Here is a 15,312-nt window from a genome sequence, read left to right on the forward strand (position 1 = left end):
GGGGGCGAGACGAGCTTTACTCGCTCTGAGAGCGTTGGGGTGAGGGGCTTCTCTCCACGCGGGAGAATGCTGACGGACCTGTACCCCCTCACCCGCCGCGCACGAGACGATGCTTCGCATCGCTCGGGGCGCGTCGACCTCTCCCCGCATCCGCCTTCGCCGAAGCTTCGGCGGACAAGAGCGGGGAGAGGTGAAAAGGGCAAAGCTCACTTGTCCAGCCATGCGTCCTTGAAGCCGTCATTGACCCCGATCCCCGTGGTGATCAGGTTCTTGACCTTGCAGCGGGTGATGGTCGGGAATTGCAGCTCCAGCATCCAGGCCACCGGCGCGTCCTCGACCAGGATTTTTTGCGCCTTCTCGTAGATCTCCTTGCGCTTCGAGTCCGGCGTCGCGGTCGCGCCGTCGGCGAACAGCTTGTCGATCTCCGGGTTGGAGTAGCCCTCGACGTTGTTGAAGACCTGCCCCTTGGCGATGTTGCTGGAGATATAATTGCGGCCGACGCCGAGCGCGGGATCGCCATATTGGTAGAGATAGGTGAAGGCGATGTCGTAGTCCCAGTCGCCGATCTTCTGGTTGCCGCCGGCAACGTCGGTGGCGATGGTCTCGATGTTCATGCCGACGTCCTGGAGGTTCTGCTTCACGGCTTCACCCCAGCGCTGCCAGGTCTCGCCATAGGCGAGCGGCAGCAGGCGGATCTTCTCGCCCTTGTAGCCGGCTTCCTTCAAGAGCGCCTTGGCCTTGGCCGGATCGTAAGGGTACTTCGGCACGTCGTCGGTGTAGTACTTGATGGTCGAGGCGGACGGGCCTGTCGCCACCTTGCCGAGCCCGTTCCAGATCACGTCCTTGGCGAAATCGCGGTCGATCGCGTACATGATCGCCTGCCGCACCCGCTTGTCGGCGAGTGGCCCCTGGCGGTTGTTCAGCCATAGCCAGGCCAGCGGCGAGAAGAACTCCCAGCCGGCGCCGGTGACGCAGGTGTCCTTCAGCTTGGACAGCCGCGGCACGTCGAAGTTCTCGACCGAGCCGCCGGGCAGCACGTCGACCTTGCCGGTCTCATACGCCACCGAGCGCGCGGCCGCGTCGGGAATGATCTGCCAGTAGATCTCGTCGAGATAGGGCTTGCCCTTTTCGTGGTAGTTCGGGTTCTTGACCAGGCGGATGAACGAGCCCTTCTGCCACTCCTTGAACATAAAGGGGCCGGTGCCGACCGGCGCGTTGTTGTAGGGGTTGGTCTTCCAGTCGGTGCCTTCATAGAGATGCTTCGGCACCATCGGCATCGAGCCGACCTCGAAGATGCCGAGGAAGGGGCCGAACGGCTGCTTGAGGGTGAAGACCACCGTGTAGTCGTCCGGCGTCTCGATCTTGTCGACCTGCGCCAGATTGGTGCGGGCACGCGCATGCGTCTGCTTCAGCATCTCCATCGAGAACAGCACGTCGGCGGCGGTGAAGGGCTTGCCGTCATGCCAGGTGACGCCCTTCCTGAGCTTGAACGTGTAGGTTTTTGCGTCCTCGCTGACGCTCCAGCTTTCGGCAAGCTCCGGCAGCGGCTCGAGCTTGGGGCTGTAGCGCAGCAGGCCCTCGAAGATGTTGCCCGACACCATCTGGGTCGGGCCGTTCTGGACCTGCGCAAGCATCAGGCCGGGCGGCTCGGGCTGGATCACGGCGTTGATCACGCCCCCCGTCCTCGGCTCTTGCGCCAGCGTCGAGGCCGTGAGGCCGCAAGCCAGGAGGGCACCAAGCAACACTCGTTTTGGCATGTCGTATCTTTCTCAAGCGAGACCGGCCGAAAACGCTTCGCACGTCATGGCGCGCAAAGCTCCGGCCGGCCCATCCCAGTCCCCATCCGATATCGAGGCTCACACAGTCTCATTCGGAGCCGCAAGATGAAAGTCTCGACAGTGTTCGCACAAAAAATGTACAGCGCGTCCTGTTTTCACTTGATTCATGGTCTTGTCACGGAGACAAGTCGGCCATGGACAATGCCAGCCGCTCCGAACGATCCCGTAACGCCGCACTCGAAGCGGCCATCGCGATCATCGCGCGCGACGGGCCGGGCCGGCTGACGCTGGATGCGATCGCGCGCGAGAGTGGACTCAGCAAGGGCGGAGTGATGCATCAGTTCCGCACCAAGGAAGCGGTGCTGAAGGCGTTGCTCGACCGGCAGATGGCGCATTTCGAGGAGTTCGCCACCAGCACGATGGCAAAGGTGAGCGCGACCTCGGCGAATCCCAACCTGGCGACCCAGCTCGCGACCGTGCGCGAAGCGGCCACCTCGCCGAATTCTGCCGCGCTGGCGCTGGTTGCGGCCATGGTCGAGAATCCCAGCCTGATGGCGCTGCCGCGCGAGCGCGAGATGGAGAGGATGGCGGCGATCAGGGAAGAGGCCACTGATCCTGATCTCGCGATGCTGCGCTGGGCCGGCGCGATGGGACTGCTGCTGAGCTCGTTGTTCGGCATGTCGCCGCTCAGCAAGGACGAGCACCAGCGCCTGTTCGCGCGTCTGCTCGACGACGCGCAGTGGACCGGCCTCGAACGGCCGGGCGCCAAGCGCACCGCCAAATCCGGCGCGCCTTCGGCGGCGAAGGCCGCAACGCCGCGCAAGCGCGCCTGATTCATCGTTAACGATTTCTCGCCGATCACTGCCCAAAGCCGCGCCTGCGGCCAAATGTGCCAAGCCCGCGCTTTCGAACTTTACAAACCGCCCAGTCGGTTTTATAAATCGAAACACTGAGACAGCCCAAGGCTTCCGAGATGGCCCCGGACGAAGCCTTGGGTTGGCACTGGTGAGCGCCGCAGCCGCGTCTGGTCCCGTACGCGGCTGCGGTCGCCACTGCGTGGGCAGCAAGCCGCTGGAGGAGTCTGGAATGAATCGCTCGATCGCCCTGCGCGGTCTGGGAACGCTGCTGCTTGGCGCAGCCGTCGCCGGCTGCGCCACCGTCGCGCCCGTGCCGTATTCCGGGATGGCGTCCTCAGCCTACATGGCGCCGGATAAGTCGGACGCCTCCGGCCGCGTACCCTACCGCTATTCCACGCAGGTCGACTGGCGCGCTTACAATAGAGCCATCCTCGAACCGGTCGTGGTCTATCGCGGCAGGGAGCACCAGTTCGGCGACATGTCCGACAAGGACAAGGCGACGCTTGCCGCCTACATGCAGACCCGTTTCGCCGAGGGTCTGCGCGGCCGCTTCGCGCTGGTGCGCGAGCGTGGGCCGGAGACGCTGCGGATCAGGCTGACACTCACCGGCGCCGTCGCCAACACGCCAGTCCTCGGCACGCTCTCCCGCTTCGACGTCGCCGGCGCCGTCTACAACGGTGTGCAGGCCGCGCGCGACGGCGAAGGCACCATGACCGGCTCGGTCATCTACGGCGTCGAGATCTTCGACGCCGTCACCGCGCGCCTGCTCTCCGCCTACGTCACCAAGCAATTCCCGGCCGCCTACGACATCAAGGCCACCGCCGGCGCGCTCGCCGCCGCCACCGCCGGCCTCGACAAGGGCGCCGACGCGCTGATGGCGCAACTGAACTGACGCCGCGACCCATCCAACGAGAGGTGCCGCTGATGAATATTGTCCTTCGCTTCGTGCTGCGCGTTGCGATCACGATCCTGATGATGGCCTTCGGCGGCCGCGTCGGCGCCGCGGCGCCGCCCGACCCCAGCGGCACCTGGCTCGTCGAGGACGGCCGCGCGCGCATCAGGCTCGAGCGCTGCGGGCCGTCGCGTGAGCGCATCTGCGGCTTCATCGTCTGGATGAAGGAGCCGGCCGACAAGCGCGGCCAGCCTTATCGCGACAAGGAGAATCCCGATCCCGACAAGCGCGCCCGCGCGCTGCTCGGCCATCAGCTCATCATGGGTTTGCAGGCGACGCCGGAGGGACGGTTTGCCGGCGAGATCTATAATGCCGAGGACGGCAAATCCTATTCGGTCTCGCTGTGGCGCGACTCCGCCGACCGCCTCAAGCTCAGGGGTTGCCTGATCAAGTTCCTGTGCCAGACCCAGACCTGGCAGCAGACCCTCGACGTGTTGTCCGGCCAGCTCGTCGGCCTGACCGGCGATCTCAACGGCCCCCGCGCCGACAAGGAATGGGCCGCCGTGCCCGCACCGAAGCCGATACAGGCCAAAGCAAAGTAGCGGATTGCTCTTTCGTCCGCCCGCTCGGCTGGGGCTTTTTCGGTGGCCGCCACCGCCAGCTCCGTCATTGCGAGCGTAGCGAAGCAATCCAGGCTGCCACCGCGGAAAGATTCTGGATTGCTTCGCTGCGCTCGCAATCACGACGTAGGAGCAGCTTACGATTGTCTACTGCAGCCCCGCGCGCCGGAACCCTTCCAGATAGTGCTCGCGATCGGCGTCACTGGCCCATGGCAGCTGCGTCGCGATCCAGTGCAGCGAGATGTTGGGCTGGGTGCGGCGGAGTTCGCCCAGCGCCATCCCGGCCAGCGCGCTGTCGCCGGTCATGCCGGCGGACACCGCGAGCACGCGGTAGGCGCCGGTGAGGTCGCCGCGATGGCGGATCGCCTCGCGCGCCAGCGCGATCGCTTCGTCGTAATGCCGTTCGGTGAAGCGCGCATAGCCGGCAATGCCGTAATAGATCGCCAGCGACGGATCGCGCGGCGAAAGCCGGATCGCCCTCTGCGCCGCATCGAACGATTCCCTGGAACGACCGGCGTAGGACAGCGCCAGGGCGTAATAGCCCTGCGCCAGCGAGAAGTTCGGGTTGAGGGCGAGCGCCTGCTCGAACTCGGACAGCGCGTCGGAAAGCCTGCGCGTCGAGAAGAAGACGCTGCCGAGCGCGGCATGCGCCCAGGCATCCTCGTGGTCATGGCGCACCGCGGCGAGCGCGGCGGCCTCCGCGATCGGCACCGTCGTGGCGAGCTCCGCCCAGCCGAGATGGACGCCGAACATGTGGCTCGCCGCCAGCACCGACAGCGCCTGGCCGTAGTTCGAGTCGATCGAGATGGCGCGTTCGAGCAATGCCTGCGCAGCCTTGTGGTCCTGCTGCGTCACCCGCCAGTAATGCGACAGCGCGCGCATCAGCAGGTCCCAGGCATCCAGGCTCGCGGGCGGCTTGCGGTCGGCGCGAAAATTCTCGGCCGCATGGATCTGCGGCTCGATCGCCGCGACGATCGCGTTGGTGATGTCGTCCTGCACGGCGAAGACGTCGACAAGCTCGCGGTCGTAGCGCTCGGCCCAGAGATGGCTGCCGGTGGTGGCGTCGTTGAGCTGCGCGGTGATGCGGACACGGTTGTCGACCTTGCGCACGCTGCCTTCGACGATATAGCGGACGCCGAGCTCCTCGGCGATCTGCCTGATATGAACCGAGCGCCCCTTGTAGGTGAAGGACGAATTGCGGGCGATCACCATGAACCAGCGCTGCTTCGACAGCGCGGTGAGAATGTCCTCGCTGATCCCGTCGCCGAAATATTCCTGCGCGGGATCGCCGCTCATGTTCTCGAAGGCGAGCACCGCAATCGCCGGGCGATCCGTCACGGCGCGCACCGGGGCAGGGCCGGGTTCCACCGGCGCAAGCGTCGCTGCCACATCTTCCCGGACTTCGCCGACGAAGCGAAAGCCCTTGCGCGGGATCGTCTTGATCAGCCGCTGCGTCGCACCGTCGTCGCCAAGCGCCTTGCGCGCGGCATTGATTCGGCTGTTCAGGGCGGAATCCGAGACGATGCGGTCGCTCCAGATCTGGCTGATCAGGTCATCCTTGCTGACCACACGGGCGCGTTGCGCGACCAGATAAAGCAGCAGATCGAACACCTGCGGCTGCAGCGGCACGGCCGCGCCGCTGCACGTCAGTTCCCGCAGGTCGCCGTCGAGCACGTTGTTTTCAAAGAGAAATCGCACGTTTCTATCGTCTCAAGCAAAAATCAAAGTCGTCTCAGGCGAAAATCAACCATCCGCGAAAGCCAGGGGGCGTCCGATCCGGCATGGTGCGAACACTAAACAGTGCCGATGCCTCGGCACAACGGAGCGTTCTATGACCCAACTTGATCACCAGCTTCATTCCATCGGCCCGGAGGTTGCGGGCTCACGCATTTTCAAGTTCATCGGCTTTCTGTACGGAATTGCGGCATATCTCGTGTTTTTCGTCACCATTCTCTACGCCATCGGCTTCGTCATGGGGCTGGTGGTGCCGAAGACCATCGACACCGGAACCGACACGCCGACGGCCGAAGCCGTCATCATCAATCTACTCCTGATGACGCTATTCGCCCTTCAGCACAGCGTGATGGCGCGCAAGCAGTTCAAGGCGTGGTGGACGCAGTTCGTCCCCAAGCCGGTCGAGCGCTCGACCTACGTGCTGTTCGCGAGCCTGTCATTGCTGCTCCTGTTCTGGCAGTGGCGTCCGCTGCCTGCGGTCGTATGGGATGTCGGAAACCCGGATCTCGCCGTGACGCTGGTCACGCTGTCCCTCGCGGGCTGGGTGCTGGTGTTCGCCTCGACCTTCATCATCAATCACTTCGAATTGTTCGGCTTGCACCAGGTGGCCAACCATCTCGTGGGCAATGAGGCGGCGCCGCCGCGCTTCAAGACGCCGTTGTTCTACAAGTTCGTTCGTCATCCGATCTATCTCGGCTTCATCATCGCGTTCTGGGCGGCGCCGGTCATGACCGCGGGCCATCTGCTGTTCGCGGCCGTGACCACGCTCTACATCTTCGTCGGCATCGCGCTGGAGGAGCACGACCTCGTCGATCTCTTCGGCGACGAATACCGGCAGTACAAACAACGGGTGTCGATGCTTATTCCCTGGCGCAGATCGGTATAGCCGTAGCATCTTTCCGCCGCGTCCGCCGAAAGGAGGACGCGCGGTGGAACCGAAGCGCGTAACTGACCTTGCCGGCCTCCAGCCTTCAGCGTCCCTCGGGGTGATACCCTCCACTCCGACGCCTCTCCCCGCATCCGCCTTTGCCGGTTTATCGGCGAGCCGGAGCGGGGAGAGGAATTTCAACCTTCATCAACGGAGACGACCCAATGAAACATGTCGGAAACTGCTTCTGTGGCGCGGTCACGATCGAGGTCACGGGCGAGCCGGCGGCGATGGGCTATTGCCATTGCCGCTCCTGCCGCTCGTGGTCGGGCGGACCGGTGAACGCCTTCAGCCTGTGGAAGCCGGAAGCCGTGCGCATCACCGAAGGCGCCCAGAATGTCGAGATCTTCGCCAAGACGCCGCTCAGCCAGCGTAAATATTGCAAGAAGTGCGGCGGTCATCTCATGACCAACCACCCGCCGCTCGACCTGATCGACGTCTTCACCGCCACCATCCCCACGCTCGCCTTCACCCCCGGCGTCCACGTCAACTATGCCGAGACGGTGCTGCCGATGCGCGACGGCCTGCCCAAGCTGAAGGACTTTCCCGCCGAGTTCGGCGGAAGCGGCGAGATGATGCAGGAGTAGGGGCGTTCTTACCCTCCCCTGGAGGGGGAGGGTCGATCGCGCAAAGCGCGAGCGGGGTGGGGTGATCTGTCCACACGGGCAGTCTTCGTTGTGGAGAGACCGTCACCCCACCCCGTCTCTCATCTTCGCTGCGCTCAGATGCGAGCCGACCCTCCCCCTCCAGGGGAGGGTGAGCAGAGCAGCCTACCTCATCCCCGCGCGCCGAAACCCCTGCAGATAGTGTTCGCGATCCTCTGCCCGCCGCATCGGCAGCTCGCGCGTGAGCCAGGCCAGCGAGATGCCGGGCTGGGTGCGTTGCAGGCCCCGCAGCGCCGACGCCGCAAGTTGAGGATCACCCAACATGCCGGCGGCGGCCGTCAGCACGCGATGGGCGCCGACGAAATCGGCGCGCTGCCGCATCGATTCCCGCGCCATCTGCACGGCGCCCTCATAGTTGCGGCCGATGAACTGGGCATAGGCGGCAACGCCGCAATAGATCGCCGCGAGCGGATCGCGCGGGCTCAGCCGCAGCGCGCGGCGTGCGGCGGCATCTCCGTCTTGCCATCTCCCGGCGTAGCATAGCGTCACGCCGTAGAAGGCGTGCGCCATCGCAAAATTCGGATTGAGTTGCAGCACCAGCTCGAACTCCGCCAGCGCGTCGTCGAAGCGGCGGCGGAACAAATAAGTGTAAGCCAGGCCGTGATGGGCCCAGGCGTCCTCGCGATCGGCTTCCACCGCCGCGAGCGCCGCGCGTTCGGCGACCGGCACGGTCATGGCCATGTCGGCCCAGCCCATATGGGCGCCAAAGATATGGCTGGTCGCGAGCAGGCCCAGCGCCTTGCCATAAGCAGGATCGATCGCGGTCGCCTGTTCCAGCAGTCCTTGCGCGGCGGCGTTGTCCTCGCGCGTGATGCGCCAGTAATGCGACAGCGCACGCATCACGAGGTCCCAGGCGTCGAGGCTGCCCGGCGGCTTCTGCTGGGCGCGAAAGCTTTCAGCGGTATAGAGCTGCGGCTCGATCGCGGCGACGATCGCCTCGGTGATCTCGTCCTGCACGGCGAAGATGTCGGCAAGCTCGCGGTCGTAACGCTCGGCCCAGAGATGGCTGCCGGTCGAGACGTCGTTGAGCTGCGCCGAGATGCGCAGCCGATCGCCGCTACGCCGCACGCTTCCTTCGAGCACATAGCGTACGCCGAGCTCGCGCGCGACTTCGTGCATGTGCACGGCGCGGCCCTTGTAGACGAAGGAAGAGTTGCGGGCGACGACGAAGAACCAGCGCAGCTTCGACAGCGCCGTGATGATGTCCTCGCTGATGCCGTCTGAGAAATAGTCCTGCTCGCGGTCGCCGCTCATATTGGTGAAGGGCAGCACGGCGATCGCGGGACGGTCGGGCAGTGCGAGCGCCGCCTGCGGCGCCCGGGCGACACGGCCCGGCTCCGGCGCGGCCGCGCCGCGCTGCGTCTGGACGGCGCCGACGAAACGAAATCCCTTGCGCGCGATGGTGCGGATCAGCGCCTGGTTGGCGCCGCTGTCGCCGATCGCTTTGCGCGCCGCGTTGATCCGGCTGGTCAGGGTGGATTCGGAGACGCTGCGCCCGTGCCAGATCTTGTCGATCAGCTCATCCTTACTGACCACCCGGTCACGGTTCTCCATGAGGTGGACGACGAGGTCGAAGACCTGCGGCTCCACGGCCACGGGAACCTGCTCGCGGCTCAACTCGCGCAGATCGGTGTCGAGAAGGTGGTCCCGGAACATAAACTGCACGTCGAAAACTCAACCCTCGCAATGACATCAGGCAATGATGAAATCAGAATGGATTTCGACTCGAAGTCTGTGAGTCCACTGAGAGGCCTGCGGGGTTCACCACGATCGCGTGATGGCTGCTATGCCGTTTTCGGGGAGGAATGCAACTTGAAATCGAATGTGGCGGGTTCGGGTTGATTGCTGGAGCTTCCTCGACATTGCGCGCGCAGCGAAGCACCGGAATCTCTCCGCGGAAGCAGTCTGGATTGCTTCGTCGCATCCGCGCAAAATTACTTCGCAATTCCGTCGCGAGCTCCTCGCAATGACGGCATTGGTTGTGGGGCCGCGCCCGAATGTCCATTGCCGAACATTTGCACCCGCGTAAGCTGCTCCCCACACAAACGCCAACCATAAAGAAACGCCCATGCCCGCTTTTCCCGCCTCGACGACCGTGCTCGATTCAATGCTGTTCCGCGACGCCTTCGGCACGTCCGAGATGCGCGAGGTGTTTTCCGATGTCGCGCTGGTGGCGCGCTATGCCGAGGTCGAGGTGGCGCTGGCGAAGGCGGAGGCGAAGTGCGGCGTGATCCCCCAGGAAGCCGCCGCCCAGATCGCGGCGCGGACCGACGTCGCCGCATTCGATTTCGATCTGCTGCGACAGGAGACCGACATCGTCGGCTATCCGATCCTGCCGCTGGTGCATCAGATGGTGAAGCAGTGCGGCGAGGCCGGCCGCTACGTGCATTGGGGCGCGACCACGCAGGACATCATGGATACCGCGGTGGTGCTGCAATTGCGCGCCGCGCTCGGGATCGTCGAGCGCGACATCGCCGAGCTGCGAAACATCCTCGCGGACCTCTCGAAGCGCTACCGCGACACGCCGATGGCCGGGCGCACCCATCTCCAGCAGGCGCTGCCGGTGACGTTCGGCTACAAGACCGCGATCTGGCTCGCGATGTTCGACCGCCACGCCGAGCGGCTCGTGCAATTGGAGCCGCGCGTGCTGGTCGGACAGTTCGCCGGCGCCGCCGGAACGCTGGCCTCGCTCGGCGGCAAGGGGTTCGAGGTACAGGAGGCGCTTTGCGCCGAGCTCGAGCTCGGCGTTCCGGCCTCGACCTGGCACGTCGCGCGCGACGGCTTTGCCGAGGCCGTGAACTTCCTCGCGCTCGTCACAGGCTCGCTCGGCAAGATCGCGCTCGACATCATGATCATGGCCTCGACCGAGTTCGCGGAGGTCTACGAGCCCTTCGTCAAGGGCCGCGGCGCCTCCTCGACCATGCCGCAGAAGCGCAACCCGATCTCCTCGGAGCTGATGCTCGCGGCGTCCAAGGCGGTGCGCCAGCATGCCGGTCTGATGCTGGACGCGATGGTGCAGGATCTCGAGCGCGCCACCGGGCCCTGGCATGCCGAATGGATGGCGATCCCGGAAAGCTTCGTGCTAACCGCCGGCGCGCTGCACCAAGCGAAGTTCGCGCTCGCAGGCCTCATCGTCGATGAAAGGAAGATGAACGACAATCTCGCCATCAGCCGCGGCCTGATCGTGGCCGAAGCGGTCATGATGGGGCTGGCGCCGCAGATCGGGCGGCAGGAGGCGCATGACGTGGTCTATGATGCCTGCCGGCTCGCCAATGAGAAGGGCATGACCTTGGCGGACGCGCTCTCGTCCGACGCCCGCGTATCGAGCAGAATCGACCGTGCCACGATCGAAGCGCTGACTTCACCGAAAAATTACCTCGGCCTTGCGCCCGCCATGGTCGACCGGGTGCTGAAATCGGCAACGCGTTGAAAACCAAAATGAGTGAAACTGCGTATCTTCTCCGTGTCGCAAGGCGCTCGCGCACTTGCGCCCTGCGATGCTAGACTTAGATTGAACGAGAGACCTTCGGCAGAGGACCCCGCATGACTGATCACCGCGATACGCCCACTCCCATCGATCCCGTGAAACTCGACCGGCTGGCCGAGGTGGCGGTGAAGGTGGGCCTGGGCTTGCGGCCGGGACAGGATCTGCTCTTGACGGCGCCCGCGATCGCGCTGCCGCTGGTGCGGCGGATCGCCGTGCACGCCTACAAGGCCGGCGCCGGTATCGTGACGCCGATCCTGTCGGACGAGGAGATGACGCTGGCACGCTACCGTCACGGCCAGGACAACAGCTTCGATCGTGCCGCCAACTGGCTCTATGAGGGCATGGCCAAGGCGTTTTCCGACAACACCGCGCGGCTTGCCATCGTCGGCGACAATCCGATGCTGCTGTCCGGCGAAGACCCTTCCAAGGTGGCGCGCGCCAGCAAGGCCAATTCGATGGCCTATCAGCCGGCGCTGGAAAAAATCGTCAATTTCGACACCAACTGGAACATCATCGCCTATCCGAGCCCGTCATGGGCGAAGCAGGTCTTCCCTGATGATCCCGAGGACGTTGCGATCGGCAAGCTGGCAGACGCGATCTTCGCGGCCTCCCGCGTCGACCGCGAGGATGCGATGGGCAATTGGGCGAGCCACAACGCGGTGCTGCGCGAGCGCACCAACTGGCTCAACGGCCAGCGTTTTCGCGCGCTGCAATATTCAGGTCCGGGCATCGACCTCTCCATCGGGCTTGCCGACGGGCACGAATGGGAGGGCGGCGCCTCGCTGTCCAAGAACGGCATCAGTTGCAACGCCAATATCCCGACCGAAGAGGTTTTCACCACGCCGCATTGCCGACGCGTCTTTGGCCATGTCGTGAGCTCGAAGCCGCTGTCCTACCAGGGCACGCTGATCGACAACATCGCGGTACGCTTCGAGGACGGCAAGATCGTCGACGCAAAGGCCTCGCGCGGCGCGGAGGTGCTGAACAAGGTGCTCGACACCGACGAAGGCGCACGGCGTCTCGGCGAGGTGGCGCTGGTGCCGCATTCCTCGCCAATCTCGCAGAGCGGGCTGTTGTTCTACAACACGCTGTTCGACGAGAACGCGGCCTCGCACATCGCGCTCGGCCAGTGCTATTCGAAATGCTTCGTCAACGGCGCGCAGCTGACGCCGCAGCAGATCGCCGCGCAAGGCGGCAACCAGAGCCTGATCCATATCGACTGGATGATCGGCTCTGCCGAGACCGACATCGACGGCATTCTCAGCGATGGCAGCAAGGTGCCGGTGTTTCGCAAGGGCGAGTGGGCGAAGTAGTCCGTTCGTTCTCTCACGCCGCCGCGTTGCGCAGCATCGGGTTGTTGTCGATGCTGAAGCGGTTGAACAGCGTCGTGAACGGGCTGCCGTCGGTGGCCCGTACGATGGCGTCGGACGTGGCGACCGCCTCGTAAAGCGCACCGATGGGATCGTCCGCCTCGGGCAGGTCGAGGCCGCCGCGAATTTCCTCGCGAGCTTCGTTGACGTCGTCCTCCTGGTCGAGTGTCGCCTCCAGCGCATCCGCCGCGCGCCGCATCTCCGTGAGATCGCCGCCGGCGGAGAATTTGAGGATGTCCAGCCAGTAGGGGCGGGCAACAACGAGCTGCACCAACGCCTCGAACGTACCGGCGATAATTCCAGCGCGGCCCTCCGATGAGACGTAGAGCACATTCCGCGACGGCAGCAGCACGAAGGTGCCGCCGCAGCTGTCACTGCCGATCTGCCGGGGGTATTCGACGCCGTCGATGGTGAACCAGTGCTCCTCTTCGGTTGCGAAGGAAACATCGAGGCTGCCGAGCCAGGCGACGACTTCGCCTTGGGCTGTCAGAACCTCCGGGGTGAGGGGCATCGGTGCGGGCTCCTTCGCTGGTCACTTTCGCGCACTTTGTCGCACCCCGGAAAAGATGGGTTCATGTGCGCGAATTTGCAGGCAAATCCCGACGTTAACCTCTTCGCACCTGCAACTTGCGGCTGATTGTCGGCGCCTGCGTAAGAAAGAATTAAAAACCGGCTACTAGCGTTCCGACATCTTTGGAAACAATCCGGGCCCAGACCCGGCCATACATATTTTATTCCCTGGGGAAGCAGATGTCGCCGTCATTGATTGAAATCAGTAGTTGCAACGTGGATCTGGAGCTGCGGCCGATCGAGCCGTCCTGGATCATCGAAGGCAATCCGGTGTCGCGCTCGCACATCCTGTCGACCAGCGCCGACGGCACTGCCTCGACCATCATCTGGCACTGCACCGAAGGGCGCTTCAACTGGTACTACGACATCGACGAGACGATCATGATCATGGAAGGATCGATCGTGCTCGAAAGCGACGGCATGCCGCCGAAGCGCTACGGCCCGGGCGACGTCATTTTCTTCCGCGACGGCGCGCATGCCAAATGGCACGTCGAAGGCCACGTCAAGAAGATCGCCTTCTGCCGCAAGACCAATCCCGTGATGATCGGATTCCTGATCCGCGCCGTCAACAAGCTCAAGCGGATGTTCGTCTCCACCGGCGAGCGCCGCCCCGCCTCGCTGTTGGGGGCTGGCTAGAGTTCAAGCATTTTCAAGGACGCTTCCCAGCGGCCACGACGGAAGAGGGGCCGAGACCAACATCCCAGCCCCTCTTCTCGTCATGACGGCAGTTCGAGCCGGTAGACATCGCTCGCCGTCTGCGAGAACAGCGCCGTCTTCTCGGCCTCGCTCAGGGGCGCAGCGATACGCTTGAAGGCATTGAAGATCACCTGGTAGCTGCACTGGCCCTTGTCCGGCGGGAAATTGCTCTCGAACATCGCTCGCTCAGGGCCGAACGCCTCGATGCAGGTCTCGACATAGGGCCGCCAGGCCGCGGCAAGCTCTTCGGATGACGGGGGCTTCGGGCGCAGATGGAAGTCATAGCCGAGCAGGCACATCGCGAGCCCGCCGAGTTTCACCGAGACGTTCTCGCACGTCGCGATCTCCTGGATCGAGGCGCGCCATTGCGGAAACACCTCTTCGCGCCGCCCTGCAAAGCGACCGACGCCGGCCGGGCCGCCGCAATGGTCGAGCACGATCCTGGTGTCGGGAAAGGCGCGCGCGAGCTCGGTCAGCTCGCCGATCTGCGGGTGAAACAGCCAGGCATCGAAGCTCAGGTTCAACGGCGCAAGGCAGGCAAAGCCCTTGCGGAAGGCTGAATCCTGCAACAATCCCTTCGGCCGGTTGGCATACATGCCTGCGACGACAGGGTCCTCGTCCCAGGCCGAGGAATGCCTGATGCCGCGGAAGCGGCCGTTGCCTGCTGCGATCTCGGCTTCCAGCACCGCCTTGGCCGCATCGCCCAGCAGCAGGTTCACGTGGCTGACGATGCCGGCGCAGATCGCGGCCGTGCCGTAGCCGCCGCTTGCGCTCATGGCGGCGACGCCGTTGGCGAACTCGACTTCGCCGACCGGCCGGAATGCCTCGGGCCCGTGCGCGCGATACATCGAACGGCAGTCGACATAGACGGTGGCGATGATGTTGTGGCCGGAGGCGATATCGGCCGCCATCTCCTCGATCAGATAGCGCTGCCCGCGATTCCAGAGATGGTGATGAGGATCGACGATCGGCCGTAACGGATCGATGATCTCCTCCTGATATTGCGCGAGCCAGTCCTCGCGCGGCTCGACGAATAGCCCGCTCGTGTTGGCGGGCGCACCGCTTGCAGCCATCGGCGTTCGCTCCCTTGGTTTTTTGTGGGGGGAGCCTAGCATCTCGTCTTCGCATCCAGCTGCGCGTGCTGCGCAACCGCACCCGTCATCGCGAGCACGGCGGCGCCGTCGTTAGCCCTTGCGCCGCTTCGCCCTCACATCGACCACAAGCCGCCAATCGGCGGCATCGGCCGGCCTCACTTCGCCGAGCCAATGGAAGAAATCATCGGTAATCTCCGTGAAACTCCAGCGTGTCAGGTCGCCCGCATCGGTCGTACCTTCCTGCACGATGTCAGCTCCGCGCGGACGGCCGATCTGCTGGCGGAAAACGCTACGACCGGGATCGAACCAGGAAATCCGCCACGCGGATATGGAGGGATCGTAGACCCGCAGCGTGGTGCCATACCAATTGCCGGCGATCGGAAACGCCGGCGCACCCGCGGGACGGGGAATGATCCAGACATCCTGAATGGCGCGTCCTTCCAGCACCCAGCCGAAATGGATTTCGCCGGGCGCGGTGTGCCTGGTTCCATCGGGCCCATGAGCGGTGATCCCGGCATCCCAGTCGCCGACGAAGCGGCCGTAGAGCTGGAGCGCCGCCGCGTGTTCGGGGTTCGGTCCGTCCGCGTGCAAAAGTCTGGCAAAGTCGGTCATGTCGATCTC

General features: G+C 64.5%; 14 protein-coding genes. 8 read left to right on the forward strand and 6 right to left on the reverse strand.

What is annotated here, in order from left to right:
- Positions 1-206: 206 nt before the first annotated feature.
- Positions 207-1,757: an ABC transporter substrate-binding protein gene (locus OWC48_RS13695; protein ID WP_282520453.1), complete on the reverse strand. Its 1,551-nt coding sequence runs from the start codon at positions 1,755-1,757 to the stop codon at positions 207-209.
- Between the two features lie 215 nt (positions 1,758-1,972).
- Here OWC48_RS13695 and OWC48_RS13700 point away from each other — a divergent pair, with 215 nt between their 5' ends.
- The 3 genes from OWC48_RS13700 to OWC48_RS13710 all read left to right on the forward strand — a co-directional run bounded on the left by OWC48_RS13700 (position 1,973) and on the right by OWC48_RS13710 (position 4,129).
- Positions 1,973-2,611 (forward strand): TetR/AcrR family transcriptional regulator, encoded by a 639-nt coding sequence (locus OWC48_RS13700; protein WP_282520454.1) that lies wholly within the window; start codon positions 1,973-1,975, stop codon positions 2,609-2,611.
- A gap of 253 nt (positions 2,612-2,864) precedes the next feature.
- The gene (locus OWC48_RS13705) at positions 2,865-3,527 is read left to right on the forward strand and encodes a DUF3313 domain-containing protein (RefSeq protein ID WP_282520455.1); all 663 of its coding nucleotides are present in this window, start codon (positions 2,865-2,867) and stop codon (positions 3,525-3,527) included.
- A gap of 32 nt (positions 3,528-3,559) precedes the next feature.
- Positions 3,560-4,129, forward strand: coding sequence for a DUF2147 domain-containing protein (locus tag OWC48_RS13710; protein WP_282520456.1), 570 nt, complete (start codon positions 3,560-3,562; stop codon positions 4,127-4,129).
- A gap of 165 nt (positions 4,130-4,294) precedes the next feature.
- On the opposite strand, the gene OWC48_RS13715 is transcribed toward OWC48_RS13710, so the two are convergent.
- Positions 4,295-5,845 carry a winged helix-turn-helix domain-containing tetratricopeptide repeat protein gene (locus OWC48_RS13715; protein WP_282520457.1) on the reverse strand — a complete coding sequence of 517 codons (1,551 nt, stop codon included), beginning with the start codon at positions 5,843-5,845 and terminating at the stop codon, positions 4,295-4,297.
- Positions 5,846-5,978: 133 nt separating this feature from the next.
- On the opposite strand from OWC48_RS13715, the gene mddA reads away from it, so the two are divergent.
- Both mddA and OWC48_RS13725 read left to right on the forward strand, forming a co-directional pair.
- Positions 5,979-6,767: a methanethiol S-methyltransferase gene (gene mddA, locus OWC48_RS13720; protein WP_282520458.1), complete on the forward strand. Its 789-nt coding sequence runs from the start codon at positions 5,979-5,981 to the stop codon at positions 6,765-6,767.
- 206 nt (positions 6,768-6,973) lie between these two features.
- Positions 6,974-7,396: a GFA family protein gene (locus OWC48_RS13725; RefSeq protein ID WP_282520459.1), complete on the forward strand. Its 423-nt coding sequence runs from the start codon at positions 6,974-6,976 to the stop codon at positions 7,394-7,396.
- A 183-nt stretch (positions 7,397-7,579) separates the two neighbouring features.
- Here OWC48_RS13725 and OWC48_RS13730 read toward each other — a convergent pair whose 3' ends face one another.
- Positions 7,580-9,139, reverse strand: coding sequence for a winged helix-turn-helix domain-containing protein (locus OWC48_RS13730; protein WP_282520460.1), 1,560 nt, complete (start codon positions 9,137-9,139; stop codon positions 7,580-7,582).
- A 403-nt stretch (positions 9,140-9,542) separates the two neighbouring features.
- Between OWC48_RS13730 and pcaB the strand changes: the two genes are divergently transcribed.
- Entirely contained in the window at positions 9,543-10,904 is a 1,362-nt protein-coding gene (pcaB, locus tag OWC48_RS13735; RefSeq protein ID WP_282520461.1) for a 3-carboxy-cis,cis-muconate cycloisomerase, read from the forward strand.
- 113 nt (positions 10,905-11,017) lie between these two features.
- The gene (locus OWC48_RS13740) at positions 11,018-12,274 is read left to right on the forward strand and encodes an aminopeptidase (RefSeq protein WP_282520462.1); all 1,257 of its coding nucleotides are present in this window, start codon (positions 11,018-11,020) and stop codon (positions 12,272-12,274) included.
- Between the two features lie 13 nt (positions 12,275-12,287).
- Here the strand turns inward: OWC48_RS13740 and OWC48_RS13745 are convergent, their stop codons facing one another.
- Complete coding sequence (locus OWC48_RS13745) at positions 12,288-12,842, reverse strand: hypothetical protein (RefSeq protein WP_282520463.1); 555 nt, start codon at positions 12,840-12,842, stop codon at positions 12,288-12,290.
- Between the two features lie 239 nt (positions 12,843-13,081).
- Here OWC48_RS13745 and OWC48_RS13750 point away from each other — a divergent pair, with 239 nt between their 5' ends.
- Positions 13,082-13,537 (forward strand): cupin domain-containing protein, encoded by a 456-nt coding sequence (locus tag OWC48_RS13750; RefSeq protein WP_282520464.1) that lies wholly within the window; start codon positions 13,082-13,084, stop codon positions 13,535-13,537.
- Positions 13,538-13,617: 80 nt separating this feature from the next.
- Here OWC48_RS13750 and OWC48_RS13755 read toward each other — a convergent pair whose 3' ends face one another.
- Entirely contained in the window at positions 13,618-14,670 is a 1,053-nt protein-coding gene (locus OWC48_RS13755; RefSeq protein WP_282520465.1) for an amidohydrolase, read from the reverse strand.
- Between the two features lie 111 nt (positions 14,671-14,781).
- A complete protein-coding gene (locus tag OWC48_RS13760; RefSeq protein WP_282520466.1) occupies positions 14,782-15,303 on the reverse strand; it encodes a hypothetical protein in 522 nt (173 codons plus the stop codon).
- Positions 15,304-15,312: the final 9 nt, after the last annotated feature.

It is taken from the genome of Bradyrhizobium sp. Arg816, from assembly GCF_029989365.1.
Classification (GTDB): Bacteria; Pseudomonadota; Alphaproteobacteria; order Rhizobiales; family Xanthobacteraceae; genus Bradyrhizobium.